Origin of the sequence: Modestobacter sp. SSW1-42 (assembly GCF_046635825.1) — a bacterium.
Classification (GTDB): Bacteria; Actinomycetota; Actinomycetes; order Mycobacteriales; family Geodermatophilaceae; genus Modestobacter.
Genome location: NZ_JBISCA010000004.1, coordinates 101903 through 116146 on the forward strand (window position 1 = coordinate 101903; position 14244 = coordinate 116146).

Genomic DNA, 14244 nt, shown 5'->3' on the forward strand with positions numbered 1-14244 from the left:
TCCCGGCCGGCGGACTGGGTCAGCTGTTGACGACCGCGACCGCCGCGACGACCAGGACGACCGCCAGCACGATGCCGACCGCGCCGAGCACGACGCCGGCGGTGGCCAGCCCGGTCGAGGTGCCCTGCTTGCGGCCGCGCAGGCCGAGCACGATGCCCAGGACGCCGAGCACGATGCCGACGATCGGGATGAAGAGCGCGGCGATCGGGCTGAGCAGGCCGGTGACGAACCCGGCGGTGGCCAGGCCGTTGGAGCCGGGCGTCCGGCCGATCGTGCCGGGCTGGTGTGCTGCGGTCATGCTGGTCCTCCCGTGGACGGGGGCCGGTGTCTCCAGCCTCCGGTCACCGACGGTGACGACCGGCACAGTGCTCGGCAACGCGGGACACCCGGGACCACCCGATCGGGTGAACCGGGTGGTTGCTCAGAGGTACTGACCGCCGCCGGGCCGCACGTCCGGGCCGGTCGCGCCGCCGGGCAGCGCCTTGCGGCGCATCTCCTCCAGCTGCGCGCGGGCGGCCATCTGCTGGGCGAACAGCGCGGTCTGGATGCCGTGGAAGACCCCCTCCAGCCAGCCGACCAGCTGGGCCTGGGCGATCCGCAGCTCGGCGTCCGAGGGGGTCTCGTCCTCGTTGAACGGCAGGGCGATGCGCTCCAGCTCCTCGCGCAGCTCCGGGGCCAGGCCCTGCTCGAGCTCGCGGATCGAGGAGGCGTGGATGTCGCGCAGCCGGTTGCGGCTGGCGTCGTCCAAGGGCGCGGCGCGCACCTCCTCGAGCAGCTGCTTGATCATCGTGCCGATCCGCATGACCTTGGCCGGCTGCTCGACCAGGTCGCCGATGCCGCCCGCGCCGTCGCCGTCGACGTCCTCGTGCTGCGCGGGCAGCGCCCCGACCGGCTGGCCGTCCGGCCCGACGACGAGGACCTGCTGCGAGCGGGGGTCACCGCTGCCTGGTGCTGTCATGCCCCCATCCTGCCCCGGCGCCGGACGGACACGCCGAGGCGCCCGGTGCGGTCGCCGCCCGAACTACGCTCCGGTGCATGGCGTCGGGGGAGGGCCGGCTGGACGTGGCCCGGGTCCGGGGGCTGTTCCCGGGACTGTCCGACGGCCTGGTGCACGCCGACGGGCCCGGGGGCTCGCTGGTGCCCGAGAGCGTGGTGCGCGCGGTGTCCCAGGCGATGCGGGTGCCGATCGCCGACCGCGGCGGGGTGTTCGCCCCCTCGGCCCGGGCCGAGCAGCTGGTCGCCGGCGCCCGCACGGCCGTCGCGGACCTCGTCGGCGGCCTGCCGGCCGGCGTGGTCCTGGGGCCGAACATGACCACGCTGACCTACGCGGTGGCCCGGGCGCTGGCCAAGCACTGGCGGCCGGGCGACGAGATCGTGGTCAGCCGGCTCGACCACGACGCCAACGTCCGCCCGTGGCTGCAGATCGCCGCCGAGTTCGGCCTGGTGGTGCGGTGGGCCGAGGTCGACATCGAGACCGGCGAGCTGCCGGACTGGCAGTACGACGAGCTGCTCACCGGCCGCACCCGGCTGGTCGCGGTGACCGCGGCCAGCAACGCCATCGGCACCTGCCCGGACGTCGCCGCGATCGCCCTGCGCGCGCACCGGGTCGGGGCGCTGGTGTACCTCGACGGTGCGCACGCCGCTCCGCACGCGCTGCTGGACGTCGACGTCCTGGGCGCGGACTTCCTGGCGCTGTCGGCCTACAAGTGGGGCGGGCCGCACGTGGGCGCGGTGGTCGCCCACCCCGGCCTGCTCGAGGAGCTGCGGCCGGACAAGCTCGTCCCCGCCCCCGACCGGGTGCCCGACCGGTTCGAGCTGGGCGCCCCGCCCTACGAGCTCTACGCCGGGGTCGCCGCGTCCGTCGACCACCTGGCCGGCCTCTGCCCGGAGGCCGAGGGCACCCGGCGCGAGCGGCTGGCCACCGCGATGACCGCGGTGAGCGCCTACGAGAGCGCGCTGTTCGCCCGGCTGGACCGCGGGCTGCGCTCGATGGGGCACGTGCAGGTGCTCGGCGAGCCCCGGTACGCCACGCCCACGCTGTCGTTCACGGTGTCCCGGATGCGCCCGCGCGCGGTCGCCCGCGAGCTCGCCCGCCGCGGCGTCTGCGCCTGGGACGGCGACTTCTACTGCCGCGAGCTCTTCGACGCCATCGGGGTCAACGAGTCCGGCGGTGCCGTGCGGCTGGGGTTGATGCACTACAACACCGTCGAGGAGGTCGAGCACCTGCTCGACTCGGTCGCCTCGTTGCGCTGATGGAGTCCCAGGGGTGCGTTTTCCGCGCCCTGGGACTCCATCAGGGCACCAGCAGGACCTTGCCGATGTGGGTGCTGGCCTCCAGCAGGGCGTGCGCCTCGCCGGCGCGGGACATCGGCAGCCGGCGGTCGACGACCGGCCGGACGACGCCGCGCTCGACGTCGGGCCACACCTCGCGCCGCACGGCCGCCACGATCTCGGCCTTGCCCCCCGGCCCGGTCGCCGGCCGGGACCGCAGCGCGGTCGCCGTCACGCTGCCCCGCTTGGCGAGCAGTCTGGCCAGGTCCAGCTCGGCCCGCGCGCCGCCCTGCAGGCCGATGACCACCAGCCGCCCGCCGTCGGCCAGGACGTCGACGTTGCGGGCCAGGTAGGCCGCGCCCATGTTGTCCAGGACGACGTCCGCGCCGTGCCCGCCGGTCGCCGTCCGGACCGCCTCGACGAAGTCCTCGTCCCGGTAGGCGACGGTGATGTCGGCGCCGAGCTCGCGGCAGAAGGCCAGCTTCTCCGGGCTGCCGGCGGTGACCGCGACCCGTGCGCCGGCCCGGGCCGCGAGCTGGATCGCCATGGTGCCGATGCCGCTGGAGCCGCCGTGCACGAGGAACACGTCGCCGGCGCGCAGCCCGGCCAGCATGAACACGTTGGACCAGACGGTGCAGGTGACCTCGGGCAGCGCGGCGGCGGTGGCCAGCTCGACCCCGGCCGGGCGGGGGAGCAGCTGACCGGCCGGGACGGCGACCCGCTCGGCGTACCCGCCGCCGGACAGCAGCGCGCACACCTCGTCGCCGACCGCCCAGCCGGTGACCTCGGCGCCGACCTCGCTGATCACGCCGCTGCACTCCAGGCCCAGGACGTCGCTCGCGCCTGGCGGCGGCGGGTAGTTGCCCTGCCGCTGCATCAGGTCGGCGCGGTTGACCGCCGCGGCTGCGACGTCGACGACCACCTCGCCGGGGCCGCAGACCGGGTCGGGCACCTCGCCCCAGCCGAGCACCTCGGGGCCACCGGGCTCGGAGATCGTGACAGCGCGCATGGCGCCGACGCTATGCCGCGGCCGGTCGGGCGGCCAGGGCGGTCCGCAGCTCGGTGACCAGCTCGGCGACCGCCTGGGGCGCCGACCGGCACAGCCGCGGGAAGCTGAGGTAGCCGTGCGGCATCCCGACGTACTCGGTGAGCCGCACCGGCACGCCGGCGGCCCGCAGCACCTCGGCGTACCGCCGTCCGTCGTCGCGCAGCGGGTCGTGCTCGGCGACCTGCACCAGCGCCGGCGGCAGCCCGGAGTGGTCGGCGGCCAGCAGCGGGGAGGCGTACGGCTCGACCGGGTCGGCGCCGCCCAGGTAGTGGGCGCGGAAGGCCAGCATGTCGGCGCGGGTCAGGATCGGGGCGTCGGCGTTCTCCGCGATCGAGGCGCTGGCCATCGTGAGGTCGGTCGCCGGGTAGAGCAGCCCCTGGAACGCGATCGCCGGGCCGCCGCGGTCGCGGGCCATCAGGCTCACCACCGCTGCCAGGTTGCCGCCGGCGCTGTCGCCCATGACCGCGAGCCGGTCGGCGTCGGCGCCGAGCTCCCCGGCCCGCGCCGCCAGGTCGACGGTGGCGGCGTAGCAGTCCTCGGCGGCGGCGGGCCAGCGGTCGGCCGGGGCCAGCCGGTAGTCGACCGAGACGACGACGGCGCCCAGCTGCACGGCCACGGTGCTGCACAGCCAGTCGGACTGGTCGAGCGAGCCCAGCACCCAGCCGCCGCCGTGGAACACCACGACCAGCGGCAGCGTGCCGGCGACGCCGGTGGGCCGGTAGGTGCGCACCGGCCGCAGGCCGACCTGCCCCGCCGCCGTCCCGTCGGTCACGGTGACGCCGCGGGCGACCGCCCCGAGGAGCAGGTCGGTGACCGGGTTGTGCCCGATGCCGCGCCCGCCGGCGGAGGCCAGCCGTTCCTCCGACATCCGGGTGACCGAGGCCAGCCGCAGCAGCCGGCCGAACACCTGCACCCGCGCGTCCAGCCCGGCCATGTGCGTCCCCTCGTCGTCCCTGGTGGCAGATCGTGCCACCGGGAGCGCGGTCCGGCCCGTCGGCGGCGGGCCCGGCCCGTGGCAGGGTCGCGGTCATGGGGGAGAGGGCCGACCTGCTGGAGTACCTGCAGCGCGGCCGCGACGCGGTCGTCTGGAAGCTCGAGGGCGCCTCCGAGCTGGACGTGCGTCGCCCGTTGACCCCGACCGGCACCAACCTGCTCGGCCTGGTCAAGCACCTGACCGCGGTGGACGCCGGCCACCTCGGCGAGGTCTTCGGCCGGCCGTTCCCGGAGACGGTGCCCTGGGCCGCGGACGACGCCGAGCCCGGGTCGGACATGTGGGCCACGGCCGACGAGTCCCGCGGGGAGGTCGTCGACCTCTACCGCCGGGTCTGGGCGCACGGCGACGAGACCGTGGCCGCGCTGGACCTGGACGCGACCGGGCTCGTGCCCTGGTGGCCGGAGGAGCGCCGGCGGCCGACGCTGCGCCGCGTGCTGGTGCACCTGGTCGCCGAGACCTCGCGGCACGCCGGGCACGCCGACGTCGTCCGGGAGCTGGCCGACGGCGCGCTCGGCGACCTCCCGCGCTACGCCGAGCGCGTCGCCGACGACCCCGACCGCTGGGCCGCCCACCGCGCCCGCGTCCAGGCGGCCGCCGAGGCCGCGCGCTAGGCCAGGCCGCGGGTGGTGCGCACCGGCGGCCGGTCGCCGCGGATCGCGGCCACCATGTCCAGCGTCTGCCGGGTCGCAGCCACGTCGTGCGCCCGGAACACCCGGGCGCCCAGCCACGCGCTGACCGCCGTCGCCGCCAGCGTGCCGGTGAGCCGCTCCCCGACCGGGACGTCGAGGGTCTCGCCGACGAAGTCCTTGTTCGACAGCGCCACCAGCACCGGCCAGCCCGTCGCGACCAGCTCGTCGAGCCGCCGGGTGGCCTCCAGCGAGTGCCGGGTGTTCTTGCCGAAGTCGTGCCCCGGGTCGACCAGCACCCGCTCGGGGTCGACCCCCGCGGCCACGGCGGCCTCGGCCAGCGCCGTCGTCCGGCGCACCACGTCGGCGACCACGTCGTCGTAGGTGACCCGGTGCGGCCTCGTGCGCGGCGGCAGCCCGCCGGCGTGGGTGCACACGATGCCGGCGCCGGCCTGCGCGGCGACCACCGCCAGCTGCGGGTCGACCCCGCCCCAGGCGTCGTTGACGACGTCGGCGCCGGCGGCCAGCGCCTCGCGGGCGACCTCGGCCCGCCAGGTGTCGATGGAGATCGGCAGCGCGGGGTGCGCGGCCCGGATCCGCGCGACCAGGTCGACGGTGCGGCGGATCTCCTCGGCCGGGTCGACCTCCGCGCCCGGCGCGGCCTTCACCCCGCCGACGTCGACCATGTCCGCGCCCTCGGCGACCACCTGGTCGACCCGGGCCAGCGCGGCGTCGAGTCCGTAGGTGGCGCCGCGGTCGTAGAAGGAGTCGGGGGTGCGGTTGACGATGGCCATCACGACCAGCCCGCCGTCGGGGACGTCCGTGGAGCCGATGCGCAGCACCGGGTCATCCCACCAGACTGCCTCCGTGACCGAGTTCCCCGACGTCCCCGACCGCGTCGATCCGCCCTACCGCGACGGTGAGCGGGCGGCGGTGGAGGCCTGGCTGGAGTTCCACCGGGCCACGCTGCTGACCAAGTGCGCGGGGCTGACCCCGGAGCAGCTGGGGGAGCGGTCGGTGCCGCCGTCCGAGCTGAGCCTGCGCGGGCTGGTGCGGCACCTGACCGACGTCGAGCGGCACTGGTTCGCCCGCACCGTCGCCGGGCAGGACGCGCCGCCGCTGTACTGGGGCGAGCACGAGGACGTCGACTTCAGCGGCGTCGGCGCGGACGGCGACGACCCGGCCCGCGCCGTCCCGCACGAGCTGGCCGCCTTCGCCGCCGAGCTGGACGCCAGCCGCGCCGTGGCCGCCGCGCACGACTCGCTGGACGACCTGGGCGCGGGGCTGCGGTACGGCGAGCGGGTGTCGCTGCGCTGGGTGTTCCTGCACATGATCGAGGAGTACGCCCGGCACAACGGCCACGCCGACCTGCTCCGCGAGCGCATCGACGGCGCCACCGGCGACTGAGGCGGCCGCCGCCGTCCAGCTCGCTCCGGGATCAGGTGAGCTCACCGCGCTTGCTCCTGGCTCACCGCAGGAGGTGAGCCAGGAGCAAGGACGATCAGGTCACCTGATCCCGGCAGAGGTCAGCGGACGGCGCCCCAGGGGAGGACGGCGTGGACGCCGACCACCTGGTTCACCACCTGGGTGACGCGCAGGTCGACGACCACGCTGGCCAGCGCCAGGGCGTCGGAGCGGCCGATGCCGTGGACGGCGGCCATCACGTCGAGCATGGCGTCCAGGGCGGTCGCCATCGCCTCGTCGAGGTCGTCGGCCACGCCCATGGTCACCCAGCCGGCCGGGGTGCGGGCCACGGGTGTGCGCACCGGGGCGCCGAAGAGGTCGGGCAGCACGTCGAGGTGCAGGTCGACGGCGTCCATCGGGCACTCGATCGCCGTCCCGGCCACCTCGCCGTCGCCCTGCGCGGCGTGCCCGTCGCCGACCGACAGCAGCCCGCCGGGCACGGTCACCGGGAGGTACAGCGTGGAACCGGCCACCAGCTCGCGGCAGTCGATGTTCCCGCCGTGCCAGTACGGGGGGATGGTCGAGTGCTGTCCCGGCTCGGCCGGCGGCACGCCCATCACGCCCAGGAACGGTCGCAGCGCGACCGAGTGCCCGGCGTGGTTGCGGCCGACCCCGGCGGTGGCGTCGAGGGTCCAGCGGTGCACCTTCGGGTCGGCGGTCACACCCAGCCGCTCGTTGAGCGCCGTCGACCGCAGCCCCACGTAGGTGGTGCCGAACGCGCCCGGGACGACGCCGTCGATCCGGACGGCGAGCACCTGCCCGACCTCGGCGCCGGCGACCGCGACCGGGCCGGTGAGCGCGTGCCCGGCCGCGGGGTCGTGCGCCGGGTGCCGGGGGCGGACGGCGAGGCCCGCGACGGTGTCCGGGCCGGTGTAGGGGCCGCTGTTCCAGCCGGAGTCCAGGGTGCCGATGCGCACCGTCGTCCCGGGCTCGACGGTCAGCGCGGGCGGGAGCGAGGGGTCCCAGTGCCCGTGCAGGGTGCGCTCGTCGGGCAGCAGGACGTGGCGGGGCTCCATGCCCCCATCCTGGTGGAGGGGTCCGACAGCGGTGCCGGCGGCGGAGCCACCCGCCCGGACGCGCGACGCCCCCGCCAGCACGCCGACCGGGTGGTCGGCGGCTGACGGGGGCGTCGTCAGTGCTGGTGCGGCCCGGATGCCGGGCCCCGTGTCACTTGACCGGGACGGCGGCAGCGGCCTTCTTGAGGTTGGAGCCGGCGGTCACCTTGGCGGTGTGGGCCGCGGCGATCTCGATCGACTCACCGGTCTGCGGGTTGCGGCCGGTGCGGGCCGAACGCTGCGAGCGCTCGACGGTCAGCAGACCCGGCAGGGCGACCTTGTCGCCGCGGGTGATGGCCTCGACGAGCTCCTCCTGCAGGCCGTTGATCACGGAGTCGACCGTGGCGGTGGGGACGTCGGCGCGCTTGGCGATGGCAGAGACGAGTTCGGCCTTGTTCATCGTGGTTCCTCTCGAAGTGGGTTCTCGCGGCCGGCCCCGGTGGAGCGGTCGCAGCTCGTGTCGCGCCCGGTCCGACCGGTCGCGTCCCGGGGTCCGCGCGGACGTCCGGGTCCTCCACGGTGCCCTGCCGCCCTGCACCGGGTGCGCGGCGGGGGTCCCGTGGGCGGGTCCGGCCGTCCCCGTCGTCGTCCGGGAACGGCGGGCACGTTGCCACGTGACGGCCCGTCCTGCCAGCGCTGGGCCCGGATTCCCGCGGATTTCCCGCTCATCCGCCCCTCTCGTCACGTCTCCGGGGCCGCTCCGCCCCGTCGCGCGACCTCCCGCGGGCGGACATAACGTGGGGGCATGCCTCAGCTCCCCAGGACCGACCTGACCGTCAGCGACCTCTGCCTGGGCGGCAACGTCTTCGGGTGGACCGCCGACGAGGCGACGTCCTTCGCCCTGCTCGACCGCTTCCTCGACGCCGTCCCGAGCACCCAGTCACCGTTCGTCGACACCGCCGAGATGTACGGCAACGGGGTGTCGGAGACGATCCTGGGCAACTGGATGGCCGAGCGCGGCGTGCGCGACCGGATGGTCGTGGCCACCAAGGCCAGCCCGGGCGAGAAGGAGCACCCGCTGTCGGCGGGCGAGATCCGCGACGCGTGCGAGCGGTCGCTGCGCAACCTGCAGGTCGACACGATCGACCTCTACTACGCGCACTACGACGACGGGACGACGCCGCTGGAGGAGACCCTCACCGCCTTCGACGCGCTGGTGCAGGCGGGCAAGGTCCGCTACGTGGCGGCGTCCAACTACACCGCCGAGCGGCTGACCGAGGCCCTCGACACGGCCGACCGGCTGGGCGTCACCGGCTACGTGGCGCTGCAGCCGCACTACAACCTGATGGAGCGCCCGGTCTACGAGGACGCGCTGGCCGGCGTCGTGACCGAGCGCGGGCTGGGCTCGATGCCCTACTTCGGGCTGGCCCGCGGCTTCCTGACCGGCAAGTACGCCGCCGGGGAGACCATCGACTCGCCGCGGGCCAAGGGCGCGGCGCAGTACGTGGGGGAGAAGGGCGACCGGGTGCTGGCGGCCCTGGCCGAGGTCGCCGAGGCGCACGCCGTCACCGGCGCGGCGGTCGCGCTGCGCTGGCTGGCCGACCAGCCCGCCGTCACCGCGCCCATCGCCAGCGGCCGCTCGGTCGAGCAGCTCGCCGACCTGCTGCCGATGCAGGACCTGGTGCTCACCGACGACGAGCGCCAGCGCCTCACCGACGCCAGCTCCTGACGCGGATGGAGTCCCAGCGCGCCGAGAACGCAGCGCTGGGACTCCATCACGCGCCTCAGGCGTAGACGATCGCGGCGCGGACCTGCTCGACCAGCTCGGGCGGGACGGTGGTCAGCCCGTGGTCGGCCGAGGCGTGCACCGCGACCTGGGAGAGCACGGCGCCGTCGTCCGGGCCGGTGAACGTCTGGGTGCAGCCGGGGACGACGTCCCCGCAGGCAAAGCTCTTCATCGCGACTCCGTGTGATCGGGAGGGCCCGGCCGCCGGACGGCGGGCGGGAGCAGGGAGGGTCAGGTGCCGGCCGCAGCGGCGGCGGCCAGGTCCTCGACGCGCAGCAGGCCGACGACGACGCCGGCGCGGTCGGTGCACAGCACCGGGTCGAAGCGGTGCACCGGCGAGCGGGTGAGCGCCCGCTGCAGCGTCTCGGTGACCGGCGCGGACGGCGGCACCCGCAGCGACACCGGCGCCCGGTAGGCGACGTTGGTGCGCGGATCGGCCAGCACCAGCTCGACCGGCGCCCCCGCGTCGTCCATCAGCACGTAGGGCGGCGGGGAGACGGTGTCGTCCGCGGCCTCGTGCTGGCGGACCGGGCGCAGCAGGCTGGCCACGCTCTCGACGAGCTGGGCGCGGGCGACCTGGGCGCGGACGAGCTGCACGACCTCGGGCGCGAGCGGGGCGAAGTGCGGCGTGGGCCGGCCCAGCAGCCAGCCCTGCGCCAGCGGGACGCCGAGCCGGGCGAAGACGGCGAGCTCCCCGGGGGTCTCGATGCCCTCGGCGAGCAGCCAGGCGTCGATCCGGCTGGTGAACGTGCCGACCATCTCCGCCAGCGCGGCCTTGACCGGGTCGGTGTCGGCGCCGGCGACCAGCGCCCGGTCCAGCTTGACCAGCTGGGGCCGCACCTCGGCCAGCTGCTGCAGTCCGGCGTAGCCGGAGCCCGCGTCGTCGATCGCGATGAGGGCACCGCGGCCCCGCAGCAGGGCGGTCTCCTCGCGCAGCGCGGCCAGGTCGGGGGTGGGCATGTGCTCGGTCAGCTCGACCACGACCCGGCGCAGCGTGGGCGGGGCGGCGAGGGCGGCGGCCACCGGCGGGGTGCCGAGCAGGTGCGGGCTGACGTTGACGGTCAGGAAGGTGTTGGGCGGCAGGTCGGGCAGGGCGGCCAGCGCCTTGCGCAGCGCGAGCGCCTCCAGCTCCGCGCCCAGCCCGGCCTCGTGGGCGGCGGCGAACCACACGTCGGGCGCGGCGGTCCCCGGGAAGCGGGCCAGCGCCTCGTAGCCGGCGACCGTGGCCCCGGCGAGGTCGACGATCGGCTGGAAGACGACCGACAGGTCGTCCTCGCCGGCCAGCAGCGGGCGGCAGTCCCAACGGGCGGGCAGCGTCGACGTCACCTCCTCCAGATCGGACGCCGCCGACGGGTGCTTGAGCGCGGGGTCCGGGGAACGGACCGCCGATCTGCCAGCATGGGGGCGTCCGGCACCTGGACGGCGGTGAGCGGGGGAGTTCCCGCCGGGAGCACAGGGGGAGGTCGACGGTGGTGGACGCACCCGGTCCGGCGGCAGCGCCCGACCCGCTGACCGACCCGCACCGCGTGGCCGCGGCCCGCCGTCTGCTCGAGGAGACCGCCGGCCCGGCCGCCTTCGACCGGCTGTCGGCGCTCGCCGCACGCCTGGTCGGCGCCGCGCACGCGAAGGTCACCCTCTTCACCGACGCCGACGTGGTCGTCGGTGGCCACGGGCTCCCGGCCGGGGTGGTCGGCGGGCCCGCCCCGCTGACCGGCGCCTTCTCCGCCCTCGTCGTCCGCACGGGCGCACCGCTGCACGTGCCGGCCACCGCGGCCGACGCGCGCGTCGCCCACCTGCCGGGGGTGGTGTCCGGGCAGGTGCGGTCCTACCTCGGGGTGCCGCTGGTGGCGGCGTCCGGGCACGTCGTCGGGGTGCTGGCGGTCTACGCCCCGCAGCCGCGCGACTGGTCGGCCGACGCCGCCGAGCTGCTCGAGCAGCTGGCCGCCTCGGTCGTCGCCGAGCTGGAGCTCTCGTCGGCCCGCTCAGCGGTCGGGGCCTCCCTCGCCCGGCTCGACGTCGCCCTTGAGGCCGCCTCCGTGGGCACCTGGGACCGCGACCTGCGCACCGGCGTCGTGCACTGGGACGAGCGCAACGCCGCCATCTTCGGGCTGGACGGCGCCCGCACGATCCAGGACGGCGACGAGGTGCTGGTCACCAGCATCCACCCCGACGACCACGGGCCGGTGCGCGAAGCGATGGCGGCCGCGCTCGCCGGCGGCGGGGAGTTCACCGTCGAGATGCGGGTGCTGCGGCCCGACGGCAGCGAGCGCTGGACGGTGTCCCGGGGCCGGGTCGTGCGCGACCCGCGGGGTGAGCCGGTGCGGTTGATCGGCACCACCGTCGACGTCACCGACGCCCGCGAGGCCTCGGCGCGGCGGCTGTCGGCGGTCCAGCGCGCGGCGGCGATCGCCGAGGTGGCCGCCGACCTGGCCAACGCCCAGCGCATGGAGCAGCTCGCCGAGGTGGCGCTGCGCGGCTGCGCGGCCGTGCTCGGCGCCGACGCCAGCGCGCTGGCCGCCTTCGACACCGGCGGCGGCCCGCTGCGGCTGCACCTGACCAGCCGCCTGGTCGACGCCGTCGAGTCCGGTGCCGCCGTCGACCTGCCCGCCGGGGGTGTGGAGATCGCGCTGGACGACGAGCTGCCCACCCAGTGGGTGGCCCGCCACGGCGAGCGGGTGCTGCTGGCCGACCGGGCGAGTGCGGTGGCCCGGTTCCCCCGGATGGCCGAGATCGGCGACCTGGTCGGTGTCCGCGCCGTGGCCGCCCTGCCGCTGCGGGTCGAGGGTCGGCTGCTGGGCAGCTTCGTCGCGGTCTGGGGCCAGGACCGCACCTTCGCCGACGAGGACGTCGAGCTGCTGGAGGCGCTGACCGCGCAGATCGGGCTGAGCGTCTCCCGGTTGCAGGCCGACGCCGAGCGCGACGCCGCGGTCGAGGCGCTGCGGGTGGCCAACGCCCGGCTGGAGCTGCTCGCCGAGGCCGGGCGGGTGCTGTCGGACACCCTCGAGATCACCGAGCAGCTGGGCCGGCTCGCCGGACTGGTCGTGCCCGCCCTCGGTGACTGGTGCTGGGTCGTGGTGCCCGACGAGCACGGCCGGATGCGCCAGCTGGCCTCGGCCCACCGCGACCCGGCCCGCAACGCCGAGCTGGCCGCCTACGTGCGCGCCATGGTCGCCGGCATCACCGACCAGGCGGCCGCGCGGGTGGTCACCCGCACCGGGCGCCCGATGGTGGTCGGCGCGATCGACCCCGAGTACGTGCAGCGGGCGCTGCCCGACCGGGCGGCCCGGGAGATGCTCGCCCGGCTGGCCCCGGGCTCGGGCATCGTCGTCCCGCTGGCCGCCCGGGGGCGGACGCTCGGCGCACTGGGCATCTACCGCGACGCCGAGCGCGGCCCGCACACCGACGCCGAGCTCGACACCGCGCTGGAGGTGGGCCGGCGCGCCGGGGTGGCGGTGCAGCAGGCCCAGCTGTTCGGCCAGCAGCGGCAGCTCGCCGAGGTGCTCCAGCGCAGCATGCTCACCGCGCCGCCGGCGCCCGACCACTGCGAGATCGCCGTCCGGTACGTGCCGGCCGCGGCCGGGGCGGAGGTGGGCGGCGACTGGTACGACGCGTTCGTGCAGCCCGACGGGGCGACGATGCTGGTCATCGGCGACGTCGTCGGCCACGACAGCGGCGCCGCGGCGGCGATGGGCCAGCTGCGCGGGCTGCTGCGCGGCATCGGCCACCACACCGGCGGCACCCCCGCCGAGGTGCTCACCGGCCTCGACCGGGCCGGCATCGGGCTGGACCTGGACACCCTGGCCACCGCGCTGGTCGCCCGGCTGGAGCAGGACGCCCCCGAGCTCGCCCGGGACGAGACCCGCGTGCGCTGGTCGACCGCCGGCCACCCGCCGCCGGTGCTGATCGACGTCGACGGCACGGTGACGCTGCTCGACTGCCAGGACCCCGACCTGCTGCTGGGCGTCGACCCCGCCAGCCCGCGCAGCGACCGGGTGGCCACCATCGGCCGTGGCGGCACCCTGCTGCTCTACACCGACGGCCTGGTCGAGCGGCGCGACCGCGACCTCGACGCCGGGATCGCCGAGCTGTGCCGGGTGCTCGGCGGGCTGGCGCACCTGCCGCTGCAGCAGCTGTGCGACCGGCTGCTGGAGCAGATGTACCTGCCCGACACCGAGGACGACGTCGCGCTGCTGGCCGTCCGGGTGCACCCGCAGGACGAGCCCCGCCCGTCGGAGGCGGGGCCGCAGGTCGTGCCGCCGGGCATCCCGGTCGCGCCGCCCGTCGTCCCGGGGGCGGGCACCGACCTGGGCTGAGCCGGCTCAGCCCCGGCGGCGGCGTCGCCGGGCGCGGGTGGCCCGCTGCTCCCGCCGGGCCCGGGCCCGCTCGGCCAGGTCGACCGCCACCGGGGCCTCCCAGCCCCGCTCCACCGACAGCACCCGCAGCCCGGCGACCAGCACGATCACCACGGCGGCCACCGGCAGCGGCGGCAGCCCGGCCGGCCCGGCCAGCACGGTGAGGGCGGTGGCGCCCAGCAGCGCGGCGACGGCGTTGTAGGGGCCGGGCTGGACGATGTCGGCTCGCTGGGCGAGCAGCACGTCCCGGATCACCGCCCCGCCGACGGCGGTGAGCGTGCCGATGAACACCACCGAGGCGCTGGGCAGCCCGGCCAGCTGCGCCTTCTGCGCCCCGATCACGGTGAAGAACCCGAGCGTGATCGCGTCGAGCCCGACCAGCAGCCGGTTGAACCGCGACAGCCAGCCGGAGAACCAGAACGTCACCGCGGCGGTGATCGCGACGGTGGGCAGGTAGGCGGTGTTGGTCAGCGCGACCGGCGGGCCCGACGCCAGCAGGACGTCACGGATCAGCCCGCCGCCGAGGCCGGTGCTGACCGCCAGCAGCAGGACGCCGGAGACGGCGAACCCCTCGCGTGCGGCCAGCAGCCCGCCGGTCAGCGCCCCGATGACGATCGCGATGAGGTCGACCGCCGCGGGGACGTGCAGCTCCTCGGCCGCTGCCACCAGTTCCACAGCGAGCCATCATCCCGGTCGCCGGCGCGCGCC

The 14244-nt window shown here is 76.3% G+C and carries 15 protein-coding genes; 5 read left to right on the forward strand and 10 right to left on the reverse strand.

From position 1 onward, the window contains the following. Window positions 1-19 precede the first annotated feature (19 nt). Together ACGBYP_RS14805 and ACGBYP_RS14810 are read right to left on the reverse strand one after the other, a co-directional pair. Window positions 20-298: a hypothetical protein gene (locus tag ACGBYP_RS14805; RefSeq protein ID WP_411585364.1), complete on the reverse strand. Its 279-nt coding sequence runs from the start codon at window positions 296-298 to the stop codon at window positions 20-22. Between the two features lie 123 nt (window positions 299-421). After that, window positions 422-958: a bacterial proteasome activator family protein gene (locus tag ACGBYP_RS14810; protein ID WP_411585365.1), complete on the reverse strand. Its 537-nt coding sequence runs from the start codon at window positions 956-958 to the stop codon at window positions 422-424. A 77-nt stretch (window positions 959-1035) separates the two neighbouring features. Between ACGBYP_RS14810 and ACGBYP_RS14815 the strand changes: the two genes are divergently transcribed. After that, the gene (locus ACGBYP_RS14815) at window positions 1036-2253 is read left to right on the forward strand and encodes a cysteine desulfurase-like protein (protein WP_411585366.1); all 1218 of its coding nucleotides are present in this window, start codon (window positions 1036-1038) and stop codon (window positions 2251-2253) included. A gap of 40 nt (window positions 2254-2293) precedes the next feature. Here ACGBYP_RS14815 and ACGBYP_RS14820 read toward each other — a convergent pair whose 3' ends face one another. Together ACGBYP_RS14820 and ACGBYP_RS14825 are read right to left on the reverse strand one after the other, a co-directional pair. Further along, on the reverse strand, window positions 2294-3280 hold the full coding sequence (locus ACGBYP_RS14820) for an NAD(P)H-quinone oxidoreductase (protein ID WP_411585367.1): 987 nt from the start codon (window positions 3278-3280) through the stop codon (window positions 2294-2296). A gap of 10 nt (window positions 3281-3290) precedes the next feature. After that, on the reverse strand, window positions 3291-4253 hold the full coding sequence (locus tag ACGBYP_RS14825) for an alpha/beta hydrolase (RefSeq protein ID WP_411585368.1): 963 nt from the start codon (window positions 4251-4253) through the stop codon (window positions 3291-3293). Window positions 4254-4348: 95 nt separating this feature from the next. Here ACGBYP_RS14825 and ACGBYP_RS14830 point away from each other — a divergent pair, with 95 nt between their 5' ends. Then, the gene (locus ACGBYP_RS14830) at window positions 4349-4924 is read left to right on the forward strand and encodes a DinB family protein (protein WP_411585370.1); all 576 of its coding nucleotides are present in this window, start codon (window positions 4349-4351) and stop codon (window positions 4922-4924) included. Here the strand turns inward: ACGBYP_RS14830 and folP are convergent. Next, a complete protein-coding gene (folP, locus tag ACGBYP_RS14835) occupies window positions 4921-5781 on the reverse strand; it encodes a dihydropteroate synthase (protein ID WP_411585371.1) in 861 nt (286 codons plus the stop codon). The two genes, ACGBYP_RS14830 and folP, sit on opposite strands and share 4 nt — an antisense overlap. A 25-nt stretch (window positions 5782-5806) precedes the next feature. Here folP and ACGBYP_RS14840 point away from each other — a divergent pair, with 25 nt between their 5' ends. Next, complete coding sequence (locus ACGBYP_RS14840; RefSeq protein ID WP_411585372.1) at window positions 5807-6346, forward strand: DinB family protein; 540 nt, start codon at window positions 5807-5809, stop codon at window positions 6344-6346. A gap of 119 nt (window positions 6347-6465) precedes the next feature. Here the strand turns inward: ACGBYP_RS14840 and ACGBYP_RS14845 are convergent, their stop codons facing one another. Then, window positions 6466-7419 (reverse strand): acetamidase/formamidase family protein, encoded by a 954-nt coding sequence (locus ACGBYP_RS14845; protein WP_411585373.1) that lies wholly within the window; start codon window positions 7417-7419, stop codon window positions 6466-6468. 151 nt (window positions 7420-7570) lie between these two features. Beyond that, window positions 7571-7858 carry an HU family DNA-binding protein gene (locus tag ACGBYP_RS14850; RefSeq protein ID WP_237492505.1) on the reverse strand — a complete coding sequence of 96 codons (288 nt, stop codon included), beginning with the start codon at window positions 7856-7858 and terminating at the stop codon, window positions 7571-7573. A gap of 345 nt (window positions 7859-8203) precedes the next feature. Between ACGBYP_RS14850 and ACGBYP_RS14855 the strand changes: the two genes are divergently transcribed. Continuing rightward, entirely contained in the window at window positions 8204-9127 is a 924-nt protein-coding gene (locus tag ACGBYP_RS14855) for an aldo/keto reductase (RefSeq protein WP_411585375.1), read from the forward strand. Window positions 9128-9182: 55 nt separating this feature from the next. Here the strand turns inward: ACGBYP_RS14855 and ACGBYP_RS14860 are convergent, their stop codons facing one another. After that, entirely contained in the window at window positions 9183-9356 is a 174-nt protein-coding gene (locus ACGBYP_RS14860; protein ID WP_411585377.1) for a DUF1059 domain-containing protein, read from the reverse strand. Window positions 9357-9415: 59 nt separating this feature from the next. Continuing rightward, window positions 9416-10510 (reverse strand): EAL domain-containing protein, encoded by a 1095-nt coding sequence (locus ACGBYP_RS14865; RefSeq protein WP_411585379.1) that lies wholly within the window; start codon window positions 10508-10510, stop codon window positions 9416-9418. 146 nt (window positions 10511-10656) lie between these two features. Here ACGBYP_RS14865 and ACGBYP_RS14870 point away from each other — a divergent pair, with 146 nt between their 5' ends. Next, window positions 10657-13497 (forward strand): SpoIIE family protein phosphatase, encoded by a 2841-nt coding sequence (locus ACGBYP_RS14870; RefSeq protein WP_411585381.1) that lies wholly within the window; start codon window positions 10657-10659, stop codon window positions 13495-13497. Between the two features lie 6 nt (window positions 13498-13503). Here the strand turns inward: ACGBYP_RS14870 and ACGBYP_RS14875 are convergent, their stop codons facing one another. Then, window positions 13504-14211 carry a trimeric intracellular cation channel family protein gene (locus ACGBYP_RS14875; RefSeq protein WP_411585382.1) on the reverse strand — a complete coding sequence of 236 codons (708 nt, stop codon included), beginning with the start codon at window positions 14209-14211 and terminating at the stop codon, window positions 13504-13506. Window positions 14212-14244: the final 33 nt, after the last annotated feature.